The organism is Fodinibius saliphilus, assembly GCF_005869845.1.
Lineage (GTDB): Bacteria > Bacteroidota > Rhodothermia > Balneolales > Balneolaceae > Fodinibius > Fodinibius saliphilus.
This window is the reverse complement of sequence record NZ_VAWF01000001.1, coordinates 469017-491408: the sequence shown is the minus strand read 5'-3', so window position 1 is coordinate 491408 and position 22392 is coordinate 469017. Positions and strand designations below refer to the sequence as shown.

Here is a 22392-nt window from a genome sequence, read left to right as displayed (position 1 = left end):
GTTTTCTGCCTACTTTCGTAAAGCATGGGCAGAAAATACAATTTAAATAGATAAAAATACACTTTCTCAATTTCTTATTAATAAAAAGAATAAAAGATTCTTTTTACATTGCCATTCCACCGTCTACGCGAATTGTTTCACCTGTAATGTACTTACTTATATCGGAGGCTAAAAACAAAACTGTAGAAGCTACTTCATCAGCATCTCCTGCCCTGCCGAGCGGAGTCTCTTCTTTAATAGACTCCAATACTTTTTCATTCAATTCTTCGGTCATTTCGGTGGTAATATATCCAGGTGCTACAACATTAGCTCTAATATTTCTCGAAGCTAATTCTTTTGCATAGGATTTTGTAAAACCAATAAGGCCAGCTTTTGAAGCCGCATAATTACTTTGTCCGGCGTTTCCTGATATCCCAACTACAGAACTAATATTAATAATTGAGCCGCCCTGATTTCGCATCATAGGCTTGGCTACAGCCTTACTATAATTAAAAATACTCTTTAGGTTTGTATCGATAACCTGATCCCACTGTTCTTCGGTCATACGAAGAATTAAGTTATCACGTGCAATACCAGCATTATTTACGAGAATATCTAATTTTTCCCAATCTCCGGTAATTTCAGAAATAACCTCTTCAGCACTGTCAAACTTAACGGCATCAGCCTGAATAGCCTTAGCCTTTTGTCCCTTTTCCTCAATCAATTCTTTTACCTCATTAGCTGCATCTACAGAACTTCTATAGGTAATAGCAACATCAGCACCATAATCAGCTAACATCAGTGCAATAGCACGACCAATGCCACGGCTTCCACCGGTTACTAATGCTGTTTTTCCTTCAATAGATAAACTCATAATAATAATTGTTAAGGTTTTATAGCAGAAATCAAAAGAATGCTACAATAATAATTTTATTTATTGAAGACCACTTATTTTAACATCATCAAGGGTACGTTTTACCAGTCCCTGAAGCACCTTGCCAGGACCAACTTCAATAAATGACTCTGCACCGTTCTTGTTCATATTTTCCAGTGTCTGTGTCCAGCGAACCGGGTTCAATAACTGATTTAATAAATTAGAGCGAATCTCTTCGGGATCAGTTGTAGGTTCTGCAGTATAATTGCTATAAATAGGGCACTCAGGTTCTGAAATATCTAAATCTTCCAGACTTCTCTGCAACCCATCAAAAGCCGGCTGCATCAAGGAAGAGTGAAAAGCTCCACTTACTTCAAGAACTTTTGCTAAACGGCACCCTTCTTCTTTAAGCAGATCAACAGCTTTCTGAATTGCATCAGCATCCCCGGAAATAACTAACTGGCCGGGACAATTATAGTTTGCAGCGACTACTTCTTTACCCGTTTGCTCAGTAGCTTCTGCACAAATACGTTCTACTATATCATCGTCCATACCGATAACCGCAGCCATTGTTCCGGGATTTTCTTCCCCAGCTTGCTGCATTAATTCACCTCGGCGACGCACAATTTTAAGCGCATCTTCAAAGTCCACAGCACCACATGCGACCAAAGCTGAAAATTCACCCAAACTATGACCCGCTACCATGTCGGGATTAGCATCCAGTTTCTTATACAATGCTACAGAATGCAGAAAGATCGCAGGCTGCGTATACTCAGTTTGTTTCAATTTCTCTTTCGGTCCTTCAAACATAATCTCTTTGAGATCAAAACCGAGTATATCATTGGCCTGATCTACATAAGATGCAAATATCTCATCCTGTTCATAATGTTTTTTACCCATCCCAACAGATTGTGCTCCTTGTCCTGGAAAAAGATACGCTGAACTCATGATATTACATTCCCCATTTTAAATAGATAGCGCCCCAGGTATATCCCCCACCAAAGGCCGCTAAGATTAGATTATCACCTTTTTCTAGTTTCGATTTCCAATCAAACAAACAAAGCGGAATCGTTGCTGCAGTAGTATTACCGTATTTATTTATATTTACCATCACTTTTTCGCTGTCGAGTCCCATACGATTTGCTGTAGCATCAATGATTCTAAGATTTGCCTGATGCGGGACCAGATATGATATATCATCAGCTGTAAGATCATTTTTTTTCATAATCTCAGCCGAAACATCTGCCATACCAACTGTTGCCTTCTTAAAGACAGTACGTCCATCTTGTTTCGCATAGTGGAGACGGTCAGCAACTGATTCTTCAGTAGCAGGATTTAAACTTCCACCGGCAGGCTGATACAATGCTAATCCGGTATCCCCTTCAGAGCGATTAATATAATCTACTATACCATTGCCGTCTTCCGACGCTTCTAATAAAACAGCCCCAGCTCCATCTCCAAAAAGGATACAAGTGGAGCGGTCGGTATAATCAACAATGGAACTCATTTTGTCAGCCCCAATAACAAGTACTTTCTGGGCCCTTCCTGATTCAATAAAATTTCCTCCGGTAGATAAAGCGAAAAGAAAGCCGGAACATGCTGCAGAAAGATCAAAAGCATAGGCATTACTTGCCCCTATTTTGCTTTGAATAAGACATGCTGTCGCCGGAAAAAGGTAATCGGGAGTAACAGTAGCACAGATGATAACATCGATCTCATCAGCAGAAATGCCTCGCTCATCAAGTGCTTCTTTTGCAGCTTCTGCTCCCATAAAAGCAGTTGCTTTATCATCGTCTTTTAAAATCCGACGTTCTTTAATACCAGTTCTTGTTTGGATCCATTCATCATTGGTATCCACCATTTGCTCTAAGTCATGATTTGTTAACTTATTGTCAGGCAAATAGTGGCCTACTGCTGTTATTGCTGCTCGTTTTACTTCAGCCATGTAAGAGGGTTATTTATTTAAGAGATGCTACAATTTTCTTATTGATACTATGATCCACACATTTTGCGGCATTCAGTATCATATTTCTAATCGCAAGAGGTGAACTACTTCCGTGCCCTACCATGCTTACTCCATCAACACCAAGGAAGGGCACACCACCAATGCGGTCCGAATCGAATTCGGCCAGAGAAGCTTTTAATACCTTCCCTACGAGCTTGGCCTCTTCAGGACCTAACTCGAGTTTTTGTATTCCTTTCTTAACAAAAGTATTCAGTGCTTCCGGTATTGACTCACCAAATTTCAATAACAGATTTCCTACTAAGCCATCACTGAGGAAAATATCTGCCTCAGCAGAAAATATGTCACGCCCTTCTACATTTCCCACAAAATTAGGAAGCGCTTCAAGTTCTTTAAAGGCATCTTTCAGCACACTAGTCCCTTTTTCTTCTTCTTCCCCAACATTAAGAAGCCCAACCGTTGGGTCTTCCACATCCATAATCTCATTGGCGAATATTTTACCCATATGGGCAAACTGAACGAACATGTCCGGTCGTACTTCAAGATTTGCTCCAACATCAAGTAACAAGCGCAAACCTTTCACTGTAGGATACATTGCTGCAATCGTAGGACGACTTACACCTTCAAGCTTTCCTAGCAGAAAGGAAGAAGCTGCAAGCAAAGCACCGGTATTTCCAGCACTTACAAAAGCCTTACATTTACCGGCTTTATGCATCCCTATTCCAGATACAATAGATGAATTTTGTTTGCTCTTTACCGCTTGTGCCGGAGCTTCATCCATACCTATAATATCAGGAGCATGCTGCACCAAAAGACGCTGCTCATCATAGTCATGCTTTGATAACTCCTGCTCAATTATATCTTCTGGCCCTACCAAAATAACTGTTAACTCCGTTGATTCATTAAGAGCCTGAATAGAACCTTTAACCGGATTTTCGGGATAGTAGTCGCCCCCTGCGGCATCTACAGCAATGATCATGAAATAGGGATTTAACTAAAATTATTTGTTCACATCAAGAATTTGACGACCGCGATAAAAACCGCACTCTTTACAGATATGATGATAGCGATGCAGGGCACCACAATTTTTGCATTCAGCTAATGTAGGCTCTCCAATTTTATGGTGAGAGCGACGTTTCCCCTGGCGGGACTTTGAATGTTGTCGTTTTGGTTGTGCCATTATTAATAGATGGTAATATTGCTGTTAATTCTTTAATTCTTTCAACTTCTTCCACCGAGGATCTACAATCTCGGTATCGTCATCGTTTTCTGTAGCTCCAAATGATTTTGTGTCAAAATCTTTTGGCTTCCCTTCGTCGTCAATAAACTTGGGATGCAATTTTTTAATAGGAACATTCAGAAAAATAGTATCACGGACTTCGTCTTCAATACTTAATGTATTCGAGGAGAAGTTAAAACGCCGTACAGCACCGTTTTCATCTTCTTTCTCTTCCTTAACATCAACCTTGAATACAACTTCATAGTCTGATTCGACCGGCTGAATATATTTTTCCAAAGACCGATCACATGTTAATTCAATATCAGAATCTACATGGAAATTTACCCGGATAAAATGAAGCGTACGGTAAAATAGTATCTCTACCTCACCTCCAACAAAAGTATGCGGAGATAAGTCAAGATCTTCATCGGAGAGCTCGACTGTTCGTCGACTTTCTCCTTCAGGTATTTCTACTATGTTAAATTCAAGTTTTGACATATCCGTAATAGCTAGCAAAAATATGAATTATTGGGTTTACCTGCAATCAATTAAACAAGCCAAAAAGTCTTTGTTCTACAAGCCCAATAATTTGCCCGAGATCCTCTTTGTTATTCACAAAATCAAGATCATCTGTATCGATAATAAGCTTTTCATGCGGATAGCGGTCGATCCAGTCCTCATACAAACGGTTTAAACGTTCTAAGTATTCAATTCGAATTGTATTTTCATAATCTCTACCGCGCTGCTGAATTTGATCAACTAGGGTTGAAACCTGCGCGCGAATATAAATCAAAAGACCTGGAGGTTGAAGATAGTCTGTCATCTCTTCAAATAGAGCCTCATAGTTCGCAAAATCACGATCACTCATTAACCCCATGTTGTGCAAGTTCTTTGCAAAAATCTCTACATCCTCATAAATCGTCCGATCTTGTACAAAACGCCCTTCCTGTTCGAGCATCTGTTTTTGATGCCGGAATCGACTAGATAAAAAGTAAATCTGCAAATTAAAGCTCCATCGGCGCATATCCTCATAAAAATCTGAGAGATAGGGATTATCATCTACTGATTCATAGAATGCTTCCCAGCCAAAATGCTTGGCAAGTAATCCGGTTAATGATGATTTCCCGGCTCCAATATTACCGGCAACAGCAATAAATTGGAGATCTTCGGAAGGGCTTGTTCCTGGCTGCTTGTCATTATTGACTTCTGACATACCTTGTTATTTTCCCAATAGTTGATACATTTCACTTTTATAATCTTCTACGCCCGGCTGATTAAATGGGTTAACGTTCAAACTGTAGCAATAGACGGCCGTAAAAAGCTCATAAAGATAAATAAACTCACCGAGATGTTGTGCATTCAATTTGTCTAAATTAACGACGACAGAGGGGACTCCACCTTTGACATGAGCCTGAATTGTGCCTTCAAACGCTCGTTTATTAATTTCATGAAACGTCATGCCTGCAAGATAGTTGAGCCCATCGTTATTTTCTTCTGCCTCTTTTACTGTCAATCCCCCCTTAGAATCTCCCACCGTTATAAATGTTTCCATGACAATGCGAGCTCCATCTTGGATAAACTGTCCCAAACTATGTAGGTCAGTTGAATAAGTCGTAACAGCAGGAAACATCCCCTCTCCACCCTTACCTTCACTTTCACCCAATAGTTGTTGTAACCACCCTCCCAAAGACGCAAGCTGCGGCTCAAAAGAAGTGATCACATCTACGGCCTTACCCTTCTTAAATAAAGCATATTTTACCGCAGCATAATCCAATAATGACCCTGCCTCTTCCTCCAGTTCTTCATACTTTGAAACGGCGCCATAAAAAAGACTGCGAATGTCAATACCCGCCACAGCAATCGGTAATAACCCGACAGGCGTTAATACAGAAAACCGTCCTCCTACATCATCAGGGATAACAAACTTTTGAAACCTATATTGATCTACAAGCTTATTCAGGGCTCCTCCTACTGAACTTGTAGTGCAGATAATCCGATCTTGTAATGTATCCGGGTACTGATCTTGCATCCAACTTCTAATAAATCGAAACGAAAGAGCTGTTTCCAGGGTCGTCCCTGATTTGGATATTACATTGCAATAAACACTTTTAGGCTCTCCGTCTTTGGTTAACTCTTCGAGGTAAGCCAATAATTCTTCTAAATACTGCCCACTCATATGGTGTCCTGCATAAATTATTTCAGGCCCTTTATTTCCAAAAAAAGAGGCTAGTGCATCGATCACTGCGCGCGCACCGAGATAAGATCCGCCAATGCCACAAACGATAAAAACATCAGCATTTTCTCTAATTTTAGTAGCCATACTATGAAGTTGTTCCAGTATTGCGTCATTAGGATCACTCAGTAGATCTCTCCACCCCAACCACTCAGCACCTTTTCCATTTCGCTCCTTTACCGTCATAAGCGCCTCAGATGCCTTATCCCGGGCTTGGTCAAACTCTTCATCGGTCAAAAACTTTTTTGCCCTGCTTACATCAAGCTTAATCATTGTCGATTACACTATTTAGAAATTACTATTCAAACTCTATATTAGAAGCTATTATCAGCTTTTAGAATTGATGGGGTATAAAACCTGAATAATTACTAAATTTCAACTTTTATTTTCGGCTCCAATACCTAAGTGATCACAAACGTTTCATGATTAATACGCAGCTAGAAAAAGCAACTACTTTTAAACGCAAGCAAAAGAAGTCACTTCAAGATATAACCGCACCTGTTAAAGGTAGTTTATCTGAGTTTCGTACTTTCTATAAAAAAGCGTTGCGTACTGATGTGTGGGTATTAGATAAAGTCGTACAATATTTACTCCGTCAGAAAGGAAAAGAAATTCGCCCTACACTCGTATTTATGTCGGCACGACTTTTTGGAGAAGTTAACAAGCGAAGCTATGTAGCTGCCACTATGATTGAGTTACTGCATACGGCTACTCTAATACATGACGATGTTGTGGATGAAGCCGAAGTACGACGCGGGTTCCTTAGTATTAATAAAGTATGGAATAATAAGGCAGGAGTATTACTAGGAGATTTCCTACTCTCCAAAGGCTTACTTACCGCACTGGACCATGAAGAATACAAGCTCTTAAAAGTTCTTTCTGAGGCGGTACGGCAAATGAGTGAAGGAGAGCTTCGCCAGTTTAAAGCAGCTCGCCTTTTCAACATGGATGAAGAATATTATTTTAAAGTTATTTCGGAGAAAACGGCCAGTCTTATTGCTTCGTGCTGTGAATGTGGTGCTATCTCAACGACAGATAACCCCAAGATGCATAAAAAAATGCACAATATTGGTAAATGGACCGGGATCGCATTCCAAATTAGAGATGATATTTTCGACTACGGTGTCAATGATATTGGCAAACCAAAGCGCAATGATATTCAGGAGCGAAAAGTAACCCTTCCTTTTATTAAAGCCCTCGATAATGCTTCTACCATGGAGAAGGTCCGGGCACGATACCTAATGCGAAAACGCCGAAAAAAGAAAGCCGATGTCGACAAAATTGTTTCTTTTGTGCACGATAAAGGAGGCGTTAAATACGCACGATCAATTATGAATGACTACGCAAACCGGGCTCTTGAAACGCTAGCTGAACTCCCAGAATCTGAAGATCGTGCAGCGTTTGAAGACCTTATTAAGTTTATCATCGAGCGTAAAAAATAACGCCCAGCGGCCGTATGAGAATTTCTACTGTTGATCAGCCGATGATTTTTCTTTCTGATGCACATCTCGGCGGTTTTTCTGACGAAATAAACCAACGTATTGAATCAGAGCTGATTCAACTTCTCAATTACTGTCAACGTAACAAGATTGGCATAGCTATCTTGGGCGACCTTTTTGATTATTGGATGGAATATCCCGATGTCATACCTGCTATTGGGGAAAGGGTTCTAGAACGGTTTTCTTCTTTTAATAAAGATATGGGACCTACTCTATTTATTACGGGTAATCATGACAATTGGACTCGTGACTATTTTGAGAACTTAGGTTTTGAGCTTAAACACGAACATATGATGCTCCAGGTTAATGGTAATACGGTAATGACGCTCCATGGGGATGGGTTAGCTGATGAGCTGCTACACCTTCCCCGCCCACGCCTGCATCGGCTGCTGCGTTCCGATAAGTTCATTTCGCTGTACCAAACGCTGTTTCCGCCACGTGTGGGAATAAATATCATGAAATACTTTTCCCGCTTTACCCGTTCATTGGAATGGAACACAGAAAAAGAAAAAAAGTTAGATGAGTGGGCATCAAGAACACTGGCGAGTACCGAAATTGACTTTATTCTTTGTGGCCATGACCATATACCCCGTCAGAAAGAATTCGACTTCGGAACCTATATAAATTTAGGTACCTTTTATCAGCATCGGACAATGGCATTTTATAATAATAGTTCGATTTCTCTCGTTTCTTGGGTGCCGCAACTGCAGTCTCTACAACCATTTGAATAATATAATTGATGAGCAACTCAGATTACGAAAATGAAATGGACCGTTACTTTAACGATCCGGAATATCGTCGTAAAAATGCAAAGCAAGATAATAATGATTCTTCTCCAGAAAAATCTCACTGGGTATGGAACTATACAACAAATAATGTTTTAAAATGGGCTGCCATTGTAGTCGGTACTTTTATTATTGGTTTTACCGGCTTTACGCTTTACCTGATGCAGGGACTACCCTCCATAAAACAGCTTGAAAATCCTAAAACAGCTGTTGCTTCAGAATTGTTAAGTCGTGATGGCGTTGTTTTGGATAGGTATTATACCGAGAACCGTACCTATGTACCCATCGAAGAGATGTCACCACACATTGTAGATGCCTTAGTGGCGACCGAAGATCATCGATTCTATAACCATTGGGGAATTGATATGGTTCGTACGCTTGCGGTACCCTGGCACTTAATTAATGGTCGTATACAGGGCGGATCTACAATTACCCAGCAGTTAGCACGAAATCTATATAAAAAAATTGGTCGTGAATTTTCTATCATTAGAAAACTGAGAGAGATGTTAACTGCTATTCAGCTGGAACAAAACTACACCAAACGTGAGATTATTGAGATGTATCTGAATACGGTGGAGTTTCCCAATAGTTCCTTTGGCATTGAATCTGCTGCCCAAACCCACTACGGAAAACAAGCTAAAGATCTTACTATATCACAGGCAGCAACCTTGGTAGGTTCTTTAAAGGGAGTATATTTGTATAATCCCCGCATTAATCCCCAGAACTCCAAAAATCGCCGCAATACTGTTCTTTTCTTACTCAACAAGAGGGGCTTTATAAGTGACGCTGTCTATGGCAAGTTGCGTGAAGAACCGATAGCTCTTGACTACCATCCGCCTTCAAAAGCAGGACAAGAAAGCCGCTATTTCGGCGAATATATTCGAAAGAAAGTCGACAAATGGACTCAGAAAAACGGATATAATCTATATACAGACGGACTTAAAATTTATACTACCATTGATTCCCGACTACAGCGGTATGCTGAAAAAGCTCTGCGGTCAAAACTGGATTCTTTACAAACCATATATGAGTGTGAATGGACCACTGGAAATGCCTCAATTTCTACATGTAAAACAGCAATTGAGAATGGCGGATATATGAGACGATTTTGGGATAAATATCCCCGCTTCTTACGCGAATTTATCCGAGATACTGATCGCTATAAAAACGCCTTTTCAAAGTATAATACCGACCAGGAATCCGTTGTTTTTGATAGCCTGCTTGCTGACAATGCTTTTGTCGATTCAGTGAAACATGTAAAAACTAGACTAGAAGCAGGATTTGTAGGCATAGACCCTAATAATGGAAATATTTTGGCATGGGTGGGTGGCTCTAACTACGGCAATGTACAATACGACCATGTTTATCAGTCCGAGCGCCAAGCGGGCTCTACCTTTAAGCCCTTTGTTTACTCCGTTGCCATCGATAATGGCTATAAACCCTATCACAGGTTTTCTAAATACCCTAGTGTATTTTACGATCGCAGTGGTAAAGCATGGAAACCCAAGGACCCCTCTATCCCTTCCGGTCCCAAGATGATTCCCTTGCGACAGGCATTAGCTCGTAGCTTGAATAATGTAACAATCCGACTATTACCGGAACTGGCGGGTAATCCCAATACTACCAAGCTTGAAGAGCTAGCACCTGCTGCTCAAAAGATTAAACAGATGGCTTCAAATATGGGTATTGATATGTCTGATACAAAGGCTTACCCATCTATAGCCCTCGGTACTGCCGAGGTCTCACTGTTAGAGCTTGTTAGTGCTTATACGACCTTTGCAAATCAAGGAGTCCATATCGATCCCATAGCTATTACTCGAATTGAGGACAAAGAAGGCAATATCATTAAAAAATACCGCCCTGAATATAGGGATGAAGTTATTAGCCCTGAAACAGCCTATATGATGGTTGATATGATGCGCGGTGTTATTAATGGCGGAGAAGGCTACTATGGAACAGGAGTACGCCTTCGTAATGTATATAATGTGCGCCAAGATGTTGCTGGTAAAACAGGTACGACCCAAAATAGTGCTGACAACTGGTTTGTAGGTATGATGCCTCATATGGTTATGGGGGCTTGGGTCGGTGGTGCAAACAGAATGATTCGATTCCCTACTGACCTCAACTATAGCATTGGTCAGGGAGCCCGTTCTGCTCTACCTATTGTCGGTAATTTTATCAATCGGGCTACTGCTGATCCTAAAGCACCATGGAGTTATGATTCATTTGAACAACCTCCGGGCTTTGTAATGCCGAAAGATCCTGATAGTACAGATAATAAAGATACTGGCACGGGTCGTATTGGATGGTAATACAGGTGAATTAAGAAGCCATTATATATGTGGCTGTGGAGAAAGTGATTAGGCAACTTTTTAAAAAATACGTTAACCCTCCTGCCCTTTTTCTCCAGGAAGAAAACTTTGTACAATATATTGAGAAAGCTAAGAGAATGCCTTGCTTGGAACAGCAAATAATTAAGGCAGCTTTACGGTTATCGACTCAGAATTTTTACAAAAGTCTCTAGTATTTAATGTCTGCCAGTTAAAATAAAAAAAGGCAACCCCTTACGAGGTTGCCTTCTAGAAATTATCAAAACAGAATTAGCTACTATTGTGTACTCACGCTAAAATCAGCAGCTAATTTAATGCGATTTTCAGCACGTTCAAGGGCTTTTTTTGCTCGCTCCTTATCGATATCAGAGTCATCGGATTCGAGACGTTCCTTGGCTCGCTCTTTGGCTTCCTTGGCACGCTCGATATCAATCTCCTCGACCGGTTCTGCAGCTTCGGCTAGTAAAGTAAGTTTATTATCAACCACTTCAACAAAACCACCGGTAACAGAAAAATGCTGTTCATCTCCGGTTGCCTTGCGAACAAGGATCTCTCCTACTTCAAGTGAAGAGATAATATTTGCGTGAAGGGTTTTTACTTCGAAACTGCCCATTTCTCCGGGCATCTGAACCCCTGTCACTTCATCATCAAATAATGAACCTTCAGGAGTAAGTATTTGTGCTTTAAAGCTAGTCATGAGTTACCTCTATTCTGCGGCTTCGGCTTCTTCTTCAGCTAATAGTTCTTCACCTTTCTCTTCAGCCTCTTCAATGGTACCAACCATATAGAAAGCCTTCTCAGGTAAGTGATCAAGCTCACCATCAAGAATCTTCTTGAAGCCTTTAACAGTATCTTCAACGCTGATATATTTACCGGGCTGGCCAGTAAACTGTTCAGCAACAAAGAACGGTTGACTCAAGAATCGCTGAATTCGTCGGGCACGAGAAACAACGGTTTTATCTTCATCAGAGAGTTCGTCCATACCTAGAATTGCAATAATATCTTGCAAGTCTTTGTATTTCTGCAGGATCTCAATTACTCGCTGTGCAGTTTTATAATGCTCTTCTCCTACAATGTGGGGATCAAGAATACGAGAGGTAGAGTCCAGCGGATCCACAGCAGGATAAATACCTATCTGTGTCAATGCACGACTCAGTACTGTTGTAGCATCCAAGTGGGCAAATGTTGTTGCCGGAGCCGGGTCAGTCAAGTCATCAGCAGGTACATATACTGCCTGTACTGATGTAATAGAACCATCCTTTGTAGAAGTAATACGTTCCTGAAGGTCACCCATTTCAGTTGCCAGTGTTGGCTGATAACCTACAGCAGAAGGCATACGTCCAAGAAGCGCTGACACCTCAGAACCAGCCTGTGTAAATCGGAAAATATTATCAATAAAGAGCAGGATATCTCGAGACACTTCTTCACGGAAGTATTCAGCAAGCGTCAGTCCGGAAAGTGCTACACGAGCACGAGCCCCTGGAGGTTCGTTCATCTGACCAAATGCGAAGGTAGCTTTTGACTCTTTCAGCGCATCCTTGTCCACTTTGCTAAGATCCCACTTGCCATTTTCAAAAGCTTCCTTAAACTCTTCACCATAGTCAATAATATCAGCTTCGAGCATCTCACGGATAAGATCATTACCCTCACGAGTACGCTCACCTACACCGGCGAAAACCGAGAGGCCACCATGTCCTTTAGCAATATTGTTAATAAGCTCCTGAATAAGAACCGTTTTTCCTACACCAGCACCACCGAAAAGTCCTGTCTTACCACCTTTAGCATATGGGCAAAGCAAATCAATAACTTTGATTCCCGTTTCAAGCATTTCCGTTGATGTTGCCAACTCCTCAAAATCAGGCGCTGGACGGTGGATTGGATAGCTGCGATCTCCTTTTGGCGGCTCAATACCGTCAATAGGCTCTCCAACAACATTAAATACTCGTCCACGGACATCTTCACCAACAGGCATAGAAATAGGAGAACCGGTATCAACGACCTCCATTTCACGAACTAAGCCATCGGTAGAGTCCATCGCAATCGTACGAACGCGATTTTCGCCGAGGTGCTGGGCAACTTCCAGATAAAGTTTAGAATTGTCTTCTCGTTCAATATAAAGTGCATTTAGCACCGGGGGAATGTCTCCCTGATCAAAATCGACATCCACAACCGGCCCAATCACTTGTGCAACGGTTCCTTTGTTCATTATTTATGTTCGATTGTAAAGGGTTAAGTTTTGATAATTTCTTGCGTTTAAATAACGCTTTATTCCATAGCTCTGGAAGTGGCAAAAGGTAGGATTTTTCCAATGAAAAGGCAAAAGGAAAGATTCCCCAAATTACGCAAGATGATTGCATACCCTCCTCATACTGTATAAGCTTAAACAACTAGACTTATACCAATATACAATATTACCCAACCTAAACTAAGTACTGCCTTGATAATTAATGGTAAATGACAATAAAGGCTTTATTAATAAGGTTTTTAAACTTTAAATCAATACATTACTAAATATAAAGGAATATAAAATCAAATCTGGTTTCATTCATCAACTTAAAAAGGAGCGTAATTATGAAGAACTATTTTCAAAGTTATAAGGCTCACAGTTCTTGCCTCCCCTCTTTCAGCTTACTCTTCATAGCACTATTCCTAATTCCTGCGCATTCCCTGACAGCACAAAATCTGGATGTTCCATATGTAGCAACCCCACAGAAGGTTGTTAGCCGAATGCTGGAAATAGCTGACCTGCAACCCAGTGACTATGTTATTGACCTTGGTTCTGGAGACGGACGTATCGTAATTACTGCAGCCCTGCATGGAGCCAGTGGACATGGTGTGGAGTTGGACCCAAAACGTATAAAAGAAGCCCGCGAAAAGGCCTATCAAAAGGGAGTAGACAAACAGGTAATGTTCGTGGAAGCGGACATCTTTGAAACAGACTTTAGCAATGCATCTATAATTACAATGTATCTGCTTCCATCCATTAATAAAAAGCTACGGCCCGAACTTTTACAAACACTCGAGCCCGGCACTAAAATAGTATCTCACAGCTTTGACATGGGGAAATGGGAACCCGATAAACAAGATGCATTTAAAGTTAAAGGCAGCACCCATACTCATAATATTTTTTATTGGGTTATTCCTGCTAACGTAGAGGGAAGTTGGCAATGGTCAAATGGCACAAGGACATTTTCGATGGATATAACCCAAAATTTTCAAAAAATAGAAGTCAACCTTACCGACAACCAGGGAGCTACCTATAGCATCAAAAGTGCTTATTTGAAAGGGCGGCGAATTACAATAAAAGCTTCAAATGGAGCTCAAAGTCTCGTTTGTAGCGGACGAATAGGAAATAACCAGATTGATGGCATCATGCAGATACATGCTGATAAAAAAGCCGAAATCAACAATTGGAACCCAATCAAGAACTAAGCGACCTTCATATCTGACTCTCATATTATGAACAATAGTAATTCCGGTCGTCCCCTACCTATTTTTGGCAACTTAAGTGCCATTTCAGTTGTTGTAGGTATTGTAATAGGCATCGGTATTTTTCGTCTCCCTTCGATGGTAGCACAAAATTCAGCATCGGGTATGGAATACATTGCTTTTTGGTTGGCCGGTGGTGTGATATCAATGCTCGGAGCCTTATGCTATGCCGAACTGGCTGCAAATCATCCGGATGCAGGGGGCGAATATCATTTTTTAACGAAAGCATTCGGTCCCGGCATTGGATTTCTATTTTCATGGGGTCGGATGACTGTAATTCAAACCGGATCAATAGCATTAGCAGCATTTATACTTGGAGACTATGCTACTTTAATCTATGATTTCGGTCCAAATAGTAATGCTATATATGCAGGTTGTACAGTCATAAGCCTTACCATTGTTAATATTTTGGGGACAAGCTCCTCAAAAAATTTACAAACTATACTGACGATCCTTATCGTTAGCTTACTCTTAGTTACAGGCTTTGCTGGTCTTATTGCCACTTCCCAATCTGCTGAGATCTCTGAAAGTTCTGTCAACACATCAGCCGGGGCAGCTATGATATTTGTACTACTTACCTATGGTGGTTGGAATGAAGGTGTATACCTTTCTGCAGAACTTAAAAATACTCGCCAAAATATATCTCGTGTATTACTTATTGGAATAGGAATTATTACAGCTTTATATCTACTTATTAACAGTGCTTATCTACATGCACTAGGGCTCGAGACACTACGTAACTCTGATACAATTGGTGTAGCATTAAGCAATCAAATAACCGGAAGCCATGGCTCACTAATAATAGCGATAGTTATTATTATATCTGCCTTCTCCACTGCCAATGCCACCATTATAACCGGTGCCAGAACCAACTATGCCCTAGGCCGTGACTTCTCAATTTTTAAGCTTATTGGGCGATGGCATAGTGGATCTAACGCTCCTACGAATGCGCTTATTCTGCAAGGAGTGATTGCAACAGGACTGGTAATTCTGGGGAGCTTTACTAAGGAAGCGGTTACTACAATGGTTGATTATACTGCTCCTGTATTCTGGTTTTTCTTTTTATTAACAACAGCCTCTCTTATTGTTATCAGAATACGCTCAAATGAACAACCTCGCTCGTACTCTGTTCCTCTTTACCCTGCAACTCCCATTATTTTCATAATTATCTGTAGCTATCTGCTTTACTCAAGTATTGTCTTTACCGGTTGGGGAGCGTTATTGGGCATAGCCATCCTGCTACTTGGCACCCCCTTCTACCTTTTCACTCAATATTATTAAAACCCTATTTTGTGCGAAGCCAAAGATTGATAATAATTTGGCAATTATCCATTAGCAACTCCCCTCCTAATCTCGTATTTTTTGCAACCTGTTCGACCTGTACACATTATTAACTTGCATCAGCAGTATTGGGCTAAAGTCTTAGAATGATTAATGGCCGAAAACATATAGAAATTTTAAAAGTTTAACCTAAAAAGGATACCGCATTGGATACTGAAGCATCTGCTCGCACTGTCAGCGTGGAAATATTAATAGAATTTGATGAGAACAACGTTCTCAATTACGCAAAAGCGGATCGACTTGAATCTCGTGAACGTGCCGAAGTACGTGAATATGTTCAAAATATTTTACGACGTCGGAGTTACCTTGACTTTTTGATTGATCAATTTTCCAATGTCAAGATTGAGGAGATGAAATCCAGTCTCAAAAACATTTTGCGACTGGGCGTCTATGACATGCTTTTTATGGATAGCACTCCTGATTATGCAGCTATCAATGAATCTGTTGAGATAGCAAAATATGAATTGGGATCTCGTACAGGAGATCTTACCAACGCTATTTTACGTAACTTACAGCGCGATATCGACAATCTACCCAAACCAGACTTTGAAGATCGTACTAAGCTGGTTGCAACAACGTTCTCTCATCCCGAGTGGTTAGTTAAAAGATGGACTGATCGCTTTGGTGAACGCGAAGCTTTTAAACTGATGCAGGCCAATAATCAACGGCCGGTATATTACATCCGCGCAAATAATCTGCGCACAAAAACGGAGAACTTTAAGCTTCGGATGTCAAAAAATGACATCGATTTTCAGGAAAGTGACTGGTTACCCGGCTACTTTCGTGTGGAAAGTGTGGCTCCTTTTATCTCTAATGGTTGGCTTAAAAAAGGGTTTTGTCAGGTTCAGGATATAGCTGCCGGTTTTGCCCCCTACCTTCTGGATCCCCAGCCAAATGAATCCATCTATGACCTCTGTGCTGCTCCGGGGACCAAAAGTGTTCTCATGTCAGACCTTATGAATGGAGAAGGAGATATTCTTGCTGTGGATATCTCATCAGACCGATTAGACCAATTAGCACAAAGTGCTCTGTCTTATCATGCAGAGAATATACGAGTTCGTCGGGCAGACGTGACTGAATTAGAGCTCGAAGAAGCTGATGGAGTACTTCTTGATGCCCCATGTACCGGAACCGGTGTTCTTAGCAAGCGTGCCGACCTCCGTTGGCGTCGCGATAAAGAGGGACTTGAAAATGCTATTAAGCTTCAATCTGAGCTCTTAGATTCTGCTGCTAAAATGGTAAAAAAAGGCGGTCGCCTTGTTTACAGTACCTGCTCGCTTGAAGAGGAAGAAAACATGGAACAAGTAATGAACTTCCTGGATCGCCACGAGAATTTTGAAATACAATCGGTAGAAGGCTATGTACCAGATGAAATTATAGTACACGGAGGACTTGCTTACCAAACCCTGCCTCACAAGCACAATTGTGATGGCCACTTTGGCGTATTACTTAAACGAGTAAGCTAGTTTTTAAAAAATCAGATCCTGTAGAGTGATTTTAATCGATCACTCTACATCTTCTTTCCTTTTTCGTATCTTCCCGATCTTATAATCCTGTTAACATAAACTTGCAAAAAGGTTTCCTAATTTTGGACAAATCCACGGCTTCTCAAGACATCCCAAAACATTTTAAACCCGGTAGCATTGAAGATAAATGGTACAGCTTCTGGGAGGATAATGGCTTTTTCCATTCAGAACCAGATGATGACCGTGAATCTTATACGGTTGTTATTCCCCCGCCAAACGTTACGGGAGTACTGCATATGGGACATATGCTTAATAATACTATTCAGGATGTTCTTGTAAGACGAGCCCGTATGCAAGGGAAAAATGCGTGCTGGGTACCTGGTACCGACCACGCCTCTATTGCTACAGAAGCTAAAGTTGTTCAAAAGCTCCGCAAAGAAGGTATCACCAAAGCCGACCTAACCCGCAAAGAATTTTTAGAACACGCTTGGGACTGGACCGATGAACACGGTGGCATCATTTTACAACAGTTGCGAAAACTGGGGGCCTCCTGTGACTGGGAACGCACACGTTTTACCTTGGAAGACGACCTGTATGAAGCAGTCATTGATTGTTTCATTGAACTCTACAATCGAGGCTATATCTACCGCGGTAAGCGTATGATCAACTGGGATCCAGAAGCACAAACAGCCCTCTCAGATGAAGAGGTAATTCATCGTGAGGAACAGTCTAAACTCTACCACGTTCGGTATAAAATAAAAGACAGTGACGAATGGGTTACCATCGCTACTACGCGTCCAGAAACAATACTTGCAGATACGGCAGTTTGTGTAAATCCCGCAGATGAACGATACGAAGACCTTATTGGACAAACAGCCATCATCCCAATCGTAGGGCGTGAAGTGCCTATTATTGCCGATGATTATGTTGATATGGACTATGGTACAGGCTGCCTGAAAATAACTCCTGCTCACGATGAAAATGACTATGAAATTGGGCAAAAACACAACCTTGAAATTATTGACATGCTCAATGCTGACGGAACGCTCAGTGAAGAAGCAGCGCATTACGTCGGTAAAGATCGTTTTGAAGCGAGGGATCTTGTTATTAAAGAATTGGAAGCGTCAGGTCAGCTAGTCGAGATCGAAGAGATGACCAACAAAGTTGGATATTCTGAACGCACCGATGCCATTATTGAACCTCGACTTTCCCTACAGTGGTTCTGTAAAATGGATGAGCTGGCCAAACCTGCTCAGGAAAATGTAATGAACGACAATATTCAGTTTCATCCTGCCAAATTTAAAAACTCCTATAACCACTGGATGAACAATATTCGCGATTGGTGTATCTCTCGTCAGCTCTGGTGGGGGCAGCGCATACCGGCTTGGTATTATGGAGACGGAAAAACTGATTATGTCGTTGCCAAAACTGAAGACGAGGCAGTAGAAAAGGCTCAAGAAAAATCAGGCAATGCAGAATTAACGGCCGAAGATATCCACCAAGATGAAGACGTATTGGATACCTGGTTCTCTTCTTGGTTGTGGCCTATCACCGTTTTTGATCCGGAATTTATCCGTACTGGTGAAGCGAATGAAGAGCTGGAATACTATTATCCTACACAAGATCTGGTTACCGCTCCTGAAATTATGTTTTTCTGGGTAGCTCGAATGATTATTGCGGGCTACGAATTTGAAGGCGAAAAACCCTTTAGCAATGTCTATTATACTGGTATTGTTCGTGACAGTCAGCGGCGAAAGATGTCAAAATCACTTGGGAACTCTCCCGATCCTATTAAATTGATGGAACAGTACGGTACCGACGGTGTTCGTGTGGGAATGTTGTTCTCCTCCCCTGCCGGCAACGATCTGCTTTTTGAAGAGCAACTCTGTGAACAAGGTCGAAATTTTGCCAACAAGATCTGGAATGCTTTCCGTTTCTTGTCGATGAACCGAACTGAAGGCACAACTATTTCCGATTCACTGGAAATTGATGAGAGTAACTTAGTTGACCGCTGGATGCTCTCGAGACTACACGAAACGATTGACGCTATTAATAAAGACATGGAATCGTTTCGAATCAATGAGGCACTGCATAAAATTTATTCGCTTATTTGGGACGATTTCTGTGACTGGTACATCGAACTTATTAAAGCAGATGAATCGGGAGCTAATATCCCCGCAGATCGTCTGAGTCGCGGCTTCAACTTCTTTGAACAGCTGATGAAACTCTTGCATCCGTTTATGCCGTTCATTACCGAAGAGATCTGGCAACATATTCGAGAACGTAGCACCGAAGAAGCCATGATCGTTTCTTCCTGGCCCACATTTAATGAGTCGGCTGTTTCTGATTCTGATCAGGCTTTGTTTTCACTTATTCAGAAAATGATCTCAGCTATACGAAATATCCGTGCTGAATTTAAGCTGAGTCCCAATGATGATATCAAGCTAATTATCCAGGCAAAAGACGAAAAAACAGCAAAAGCCCTTCATGAAAATGAATGGATTTTCCATAAGCTGCAATCGATTGCGACCTTTAAGGCAGAAGCAGATCTGGAAAAACCAGAAAAATCGGCATCCTCTGTTATTGAGGGAACAGAAATATTTGTACCCCTTGAAGGACTTATTGATCTTGATAAAGAACGAGAACGAATTCAAAAAGAGATTGACCGACTAGAAGGGTTTCTTAAATCTGTTGAAGGAAAGCTAAATAACGACGGATTTGTCAATAATGCCCCAGAAGAAGTTGTCCAGCGTGAACGACAAAAGAAAGAAGATACTGAGACAAATCTCGAAAAACTCCGAGCTAATTTAGAAGAATTAGATCAATAGAACAGCCAATAACTAACAAGCAAATACACTCTTTAAATAGAATTACAGTGGTATATTAGCTGTATATGCTTAATTGACGTTCCATAATACTTATTTTCCGAAATACCTATGCCCAAGGAACCCGATTTTATACATGATTTAAATAAGCAGCAGAAACGAGCTGTACGTCACAGTGAAGGTCCTCTCCTTATTGTTGCAGGAGCAGGTAGTGGAAAAACACGAGTACTGACTTACCGCATTGCTTATCTTATTCAACAGCAAAAAGCTGCTCCCAATGAAATTTTAGCCTTAACATTTACCAATAAGGCAGCAAGGGAGATGAAGCAGCGTATTCAGCAGCTTATTGGTGAGCAAGCCAAAAAATTGTGGATGGGAACCTTTCACTCCGTTTTTTCAAAAATCCTTCGTTATGAGGCCGAAAGAATTGGATTTACCTCTGATTATTCCATCTACGATATGGATGATGCGAAGAATGCCATTAAACAGATTCTCAAAGAGCAAGGATACGATCCCAAAGAGGTTAAACCTCGAATTATTCAGCGCCGAATCAGTGATGCCAAGAACGAACTTATTAGCCCGGACCATTACAATCAGAAGTTTGTTCATAGTACCCTAGACGATATTACAGCCAAAATTTATGGCATTTATATTGAGCGGCTTAAACAGAATAATGCCATGGATTTTGATGACCTCCTTATCAAGCCGATTGAACTGTTCGAGGAACATGAAGATGTCCTGGAAAAGTATCAGGATCGCTTCAAGTATATCTTGATTGATGAGTATCAGGATACCAACCATGCCCAGTACAAAGTGACCAATATGTTGGCCAATAAATATAAAAACCTTTGTGTTGTTGGTGATGATGCGCAGAGCATCTACTCTTTTCGTGGTGCTGATATACGCAATATCCTGGACTTTAAGAATGATTATGAGGAAGCCGTAAAGATCCCCCTTGAACAAAATTATCGCTCTACAAAGGCTATTTTAAAAGCAGCTGATTCCATCATCAAAAACAACTCCCAGCAGCTGGATAAAACATTGTGGACTGATAACGGGATGGGAGAAACCATTACCGTTTTAGACAACTACGATGAACGGGACGAAGCCAATCGCGTCGCAGATTATATCCGGGATTTAAAAGCTCGTAAGGGATATGATTACAGTGATTTTGCAATTCTTTATCGTACAAACTACCAAAGTCGTGTTTTTGAAGAAACCTTCAGACGCAAGGGTATTACCTATCAGCTAGTGGGAGGTCTTTCCTTCTACCAACGGAAAGAGGTTAAAGATGTACTAGCTTATTTAACATTATTGATAAATCCCGATGATGATACCAACCTTATGCGAATTATTAATGAACCCTCGCGTGGGATCGGGAATAAATCGCTTTCTGACCTGATGGCTAAAGCTCGTGAAACCGATCAGTCACTTTGGCGCATACTGGAAAATGTTGAAGAAGCTGATGTCTACAAACCGGCAGAAAACAGCGTAAAAGAGTTTGTAGCCATGATTAACGAGCTGAAGCAAGATCTTGCCAGTGGTAAAAAGCTTATTAATGTAACAAAAAAGCTGCTCGAACGATCAGGCTATATGAAAGCATTGGTTGAGGAAAATACGCCCAAGGCAATGACGCGAAGGGAGAATATTTTAGAACTCGAAAATGCCATCTCATACTTCGAAAAAAATAATAATAATCCCACACTCAGTGCTTTCCTTCAGGAAATCAGCCTTATTACCGATACTGATAAATATGATGAGGAAAAGCCGGCTGTTACCATGATGACGGTACATGCCGCGAAGGGATTGGAATTCCCGGTAGTTTTTGTAGTAGGACTCGAAGAAGAGCTTTTCCCGGTAGGCAGCCGAAACAACGAAGAGGTTAATATTGAAGAAGAACGGCGCCTCTTTTATGTGGCAATAACCCGAGCCGAAGAACAGTTATTCTTTAGTCACTGTCGAAGCCGATATAAATATGGCGAAGAACAACGAAAAATCCGTTCTCGCTTCCTTGACGAAGTAAGTGCTGATGTAGTACGCACCGAAACGGGTGGATCCATAAAACAGGATAAGGAACGCTTCTCAGACAATAAAAATTCGAGAAACAAGAATACCCAAAAAAATAATACTGAAGTAGAATACGACTGGAAAAAACCACTGTATAATAAAAATAATCGATCATCTAATAATACACAGATCCATTACGATAATCCCGACGAAGACCCATTCCAAGTTGGTGCCAAAGTAGAACATGATGTATTTGGTCCTGGAAAAATTATCAATAGAAGTGGTAAAGGAGAACGAACAAAAGTAGTGGTCTTTTTTAAGGGACGAGGCCGAAAAACTTTAATGCTCAGAGTAGCAAAACTCGAAGTCATCGGCTAACTAG

Annotated in this window: 18 protein-coding genes; 8 read left to right on the top strand and 10 right to left on the bottom strand. The window is 41.0% G+C overall.

The genetic code is table 11. The features are described from left to right. Positions 1-103: 103 nt before the first annotated feature. From fabG to FCN14_RS01935, 8 genes are read right to left on the bottom strand one after another with little or no spacing between them, the layout of a single operon-like run. A complete protein-coding gene (fabG, locus tag FCN14_RS01970) occupies positions 104-853 on the bottom strand; it encodes a 3-oxoacyl-[acyl-carrier-protein] reductase (RefSeq protein ID WP_138429413.1) in 750 nt (249 codons plus the stop codon). A gap of 60 nt (positions 854-913) precedes the next feature. After that, positions 914-1801 (bottom strand): ACP S-malonyltransferase, encoded by an 888-nt coding sequence (gene fabD, locus FCN14_RS01965; protein ID WP_138429412.1) that lies wholly within the window; start codon positions 1799-1801, stop codon positions 914-916. Positions 1802-1805: 4 nt separating this feature from the next. Next, on the bottom strand, positions 1806-2798 hold the full coding sequence (locus tag FCN14_RS01960) for a beta-ketoacyl-ACP synthase III (protein WP_138429411.1): 993 nt from the start codon (positions 2796-2798) through the stop codon (positions 1806-1808). Between the two features lie 13 nt (positions 2799-2811). Continuing rightward, positions 2812-3795 (bottom strand): phosphate acyltransferase PlsX, encoded by a 984-nt coding sequence (plsX, locus tag FCN14_RS01955; protein WP_138429410.1) that lies wholly within the window; start codon positions 3793-3795, stop codon positions 2812-2814. A gap of 21 nt (positions 3796-3816) precedes the next feature. Next, positions 3817-3996 carry a 50S ribosomal protein L32 gene (gene rpmF / locus FCN14_RS01950; protein ID WP_138429409.1) on the bottom strand — a complete coding sequence of 60 codons (180 nt, stop codon included), beginning with the start codon at positions 3994-3996 and terminating at the stop codon, positions 3817-3819. Positions 3997-4020: 24 nt separating this feature from the next. After that, the gene (locus FCN14_RS01945) at positions 4021-4533 is read right to left on the bottom strand and encodes a YceD family protein (RefSeq protein ID WP_138429408.1); all 513 of its coding nucleotides are present in this window, start codon (positions 4531-4533) and stop codon (positions 4021-4023) included. A 46-nt stretch (positions 4534-4579) separates the two neighbouring features. Beyond that, positions 4580-5248, bottom strand: coding sequence for a deoxynucleoside kinase (locus FCN14_RS01940; RefSeq protein WP_138429407.1), 669 nt, complete (start codon positions 5246-5248; stop codon positions 4580-4582). A gap of 6 nt (positions 5249-5254) precedes the next feature. Next, positions 5255-6541: a glucose-6-phosphate isomerase gene (locus FCN14_RS01935; RefSeq protein WP_138429406.1), complete on the bottom strand. Its 1287-nt coding sequence runs from the start codon at positions 6539-6541 to the stop codon at positions 5255-5257. A 149-nt stretch (positions 6542-6690) separates the two neighbouring features. Here FCN14_RS01935 and FCN14_RS01930 point away from each other — a divergent pair, with 149 nt between their 5' ends. From FCN14_RS01930 to FCN14_RS01920, 3 genes are read left to right on the top strand one after another with little or no spacing between them, the layout of a single operon-like run. Continuing rightward, positions 6691-7710 carry a polyprenyl synthetase family protein gene (locus tag FCN14_RS01930; RefSeq protein ID WP_138429405.1) on the top strand — a complete coding sequence of 340 codons (1020 nt, stop codon included), beginning with the start codon at positions 6691-6693 and terminating at the stop codon, positions 7708-7710. 14 nt (positions 7711-7724) lie between these two features. Continuing rightward, positions 7725-8498 carry a UDP-2,3-diacylglucosamine diphosphatase gene (locus tag FCN14_RS01925; protein WP_138429404.1) on the top strand — a complete coding sequence of 258 codons (774 nt, stop codon included), beginning with the start codon at positions 7725-7727 and terminating at the stop codon, positions 8496-8498. Between the two features lie 8 nt (positions 8499-8506). Next, entirely contained in the window at positions 8507-10864 is a 2358-nt protein-coding gene (locus tag FCN14_RS01920; protein ID WP_138429403.1) for a penicillin-binding protein 1A, read from the top strand. A gap of 295 nt (positions 10865-11159) precedes the next feature. Here the strand turns inward: FCN14_RS01920 and FCN14_RS01915 are convergent, their stop codons facing one another. Together FCN14_RS01915 and atpD are read right to left on the bottom strand one after the other, a co-directional pair. Next, complete coding sequence (locus FCN14_RS01915; protein WP_138429402.1) at positions 11160-11579, bottom strand: F0F1 ATP synthase subunit epsilon; 420 nt, start codon at positions 11577-11579, stop codon at positions 11160-11162. A 9-nt stretch (positions 11580-11588) separates the two neighbouring features. Beyond that, positions 11589-13088 (bottom strand): F0F1 ATP synthase subunit beta, encoded by a 1500-nt coding sequence (atpD, locus tag FCN14_RS01910; RefSeq protein WP_212747543.1) that lies wholly within the window; start codon positions 13086-13088, stop codon positions 11589-11591. A 365-nt stretch (positions 13089-13453) separates the two neighbouring features. On the opposite strand from atpD, the gene FCN14_RS01905 reads away from it, so the two are divergent. The 5 genes from FCN14_RS01905 to FCN14_RS01885 all read left to right on the top strand — a co-directional run bounded on the left by FCN14_RS01905 (position 13454) and on the right by FCN14_RS01885 (position 22388). Next, a complete protein-coding gene (locus FCN14_RS01905) occupies positions 13454-14314 on the top strand; it encodes a class I SAM-dependent methyltransferase (RefSeq protein ID WP_138429400.1) in 861 nt (286 codons plus the stop codon). Between the two features lie 27 nt (positions 14315-14341). After that, complete coding sequence (locus FCN14_RS01900; protein WP_138429399.1) at positions 14342-15652, top strand: APC family permease; 1311 nt, start codon at positions 14342-14344, stop codon at positions 15650-15652. Between the two features lie 206 nt (positions 15653-15858). Continuing rightward, positions 15859-17178, top strand: coding sequence for a 16S rRNA (cytosine(967)-C(5))-methyltransferase RsmB (gene rsmB, locus FCN14_RS01895; RefSeq protein ID WP_138429398.1), 1320 nt, complete (start codon positions 15859-15861; stop codon positions 17176-17178). A 122-nt stretch (positions 17179-17300) separates the two neighbouring features. Then, entirely contained in the window at positions 17301-20006 is a 2706-nt protein-coding gene (locus FCN14_RS01890) for a valine--tRNA ligase (RefSeq protein ID WP_138429397.1), read from the top strand. A gap of 108 nt (positions 20007-20114) precedes the next feature. Beyond that, a complete protein-coding gene (locus tag FCN14_RS01885) occupies positions 20115-22388 on the top strand; it encodes an ATP-dependent helicase (RefSeq protein WP_138429396.1) in 2274 nt (757 codons plus the stop codon). Positions 22389-22392: the final 4 nt, after the last annotated feature.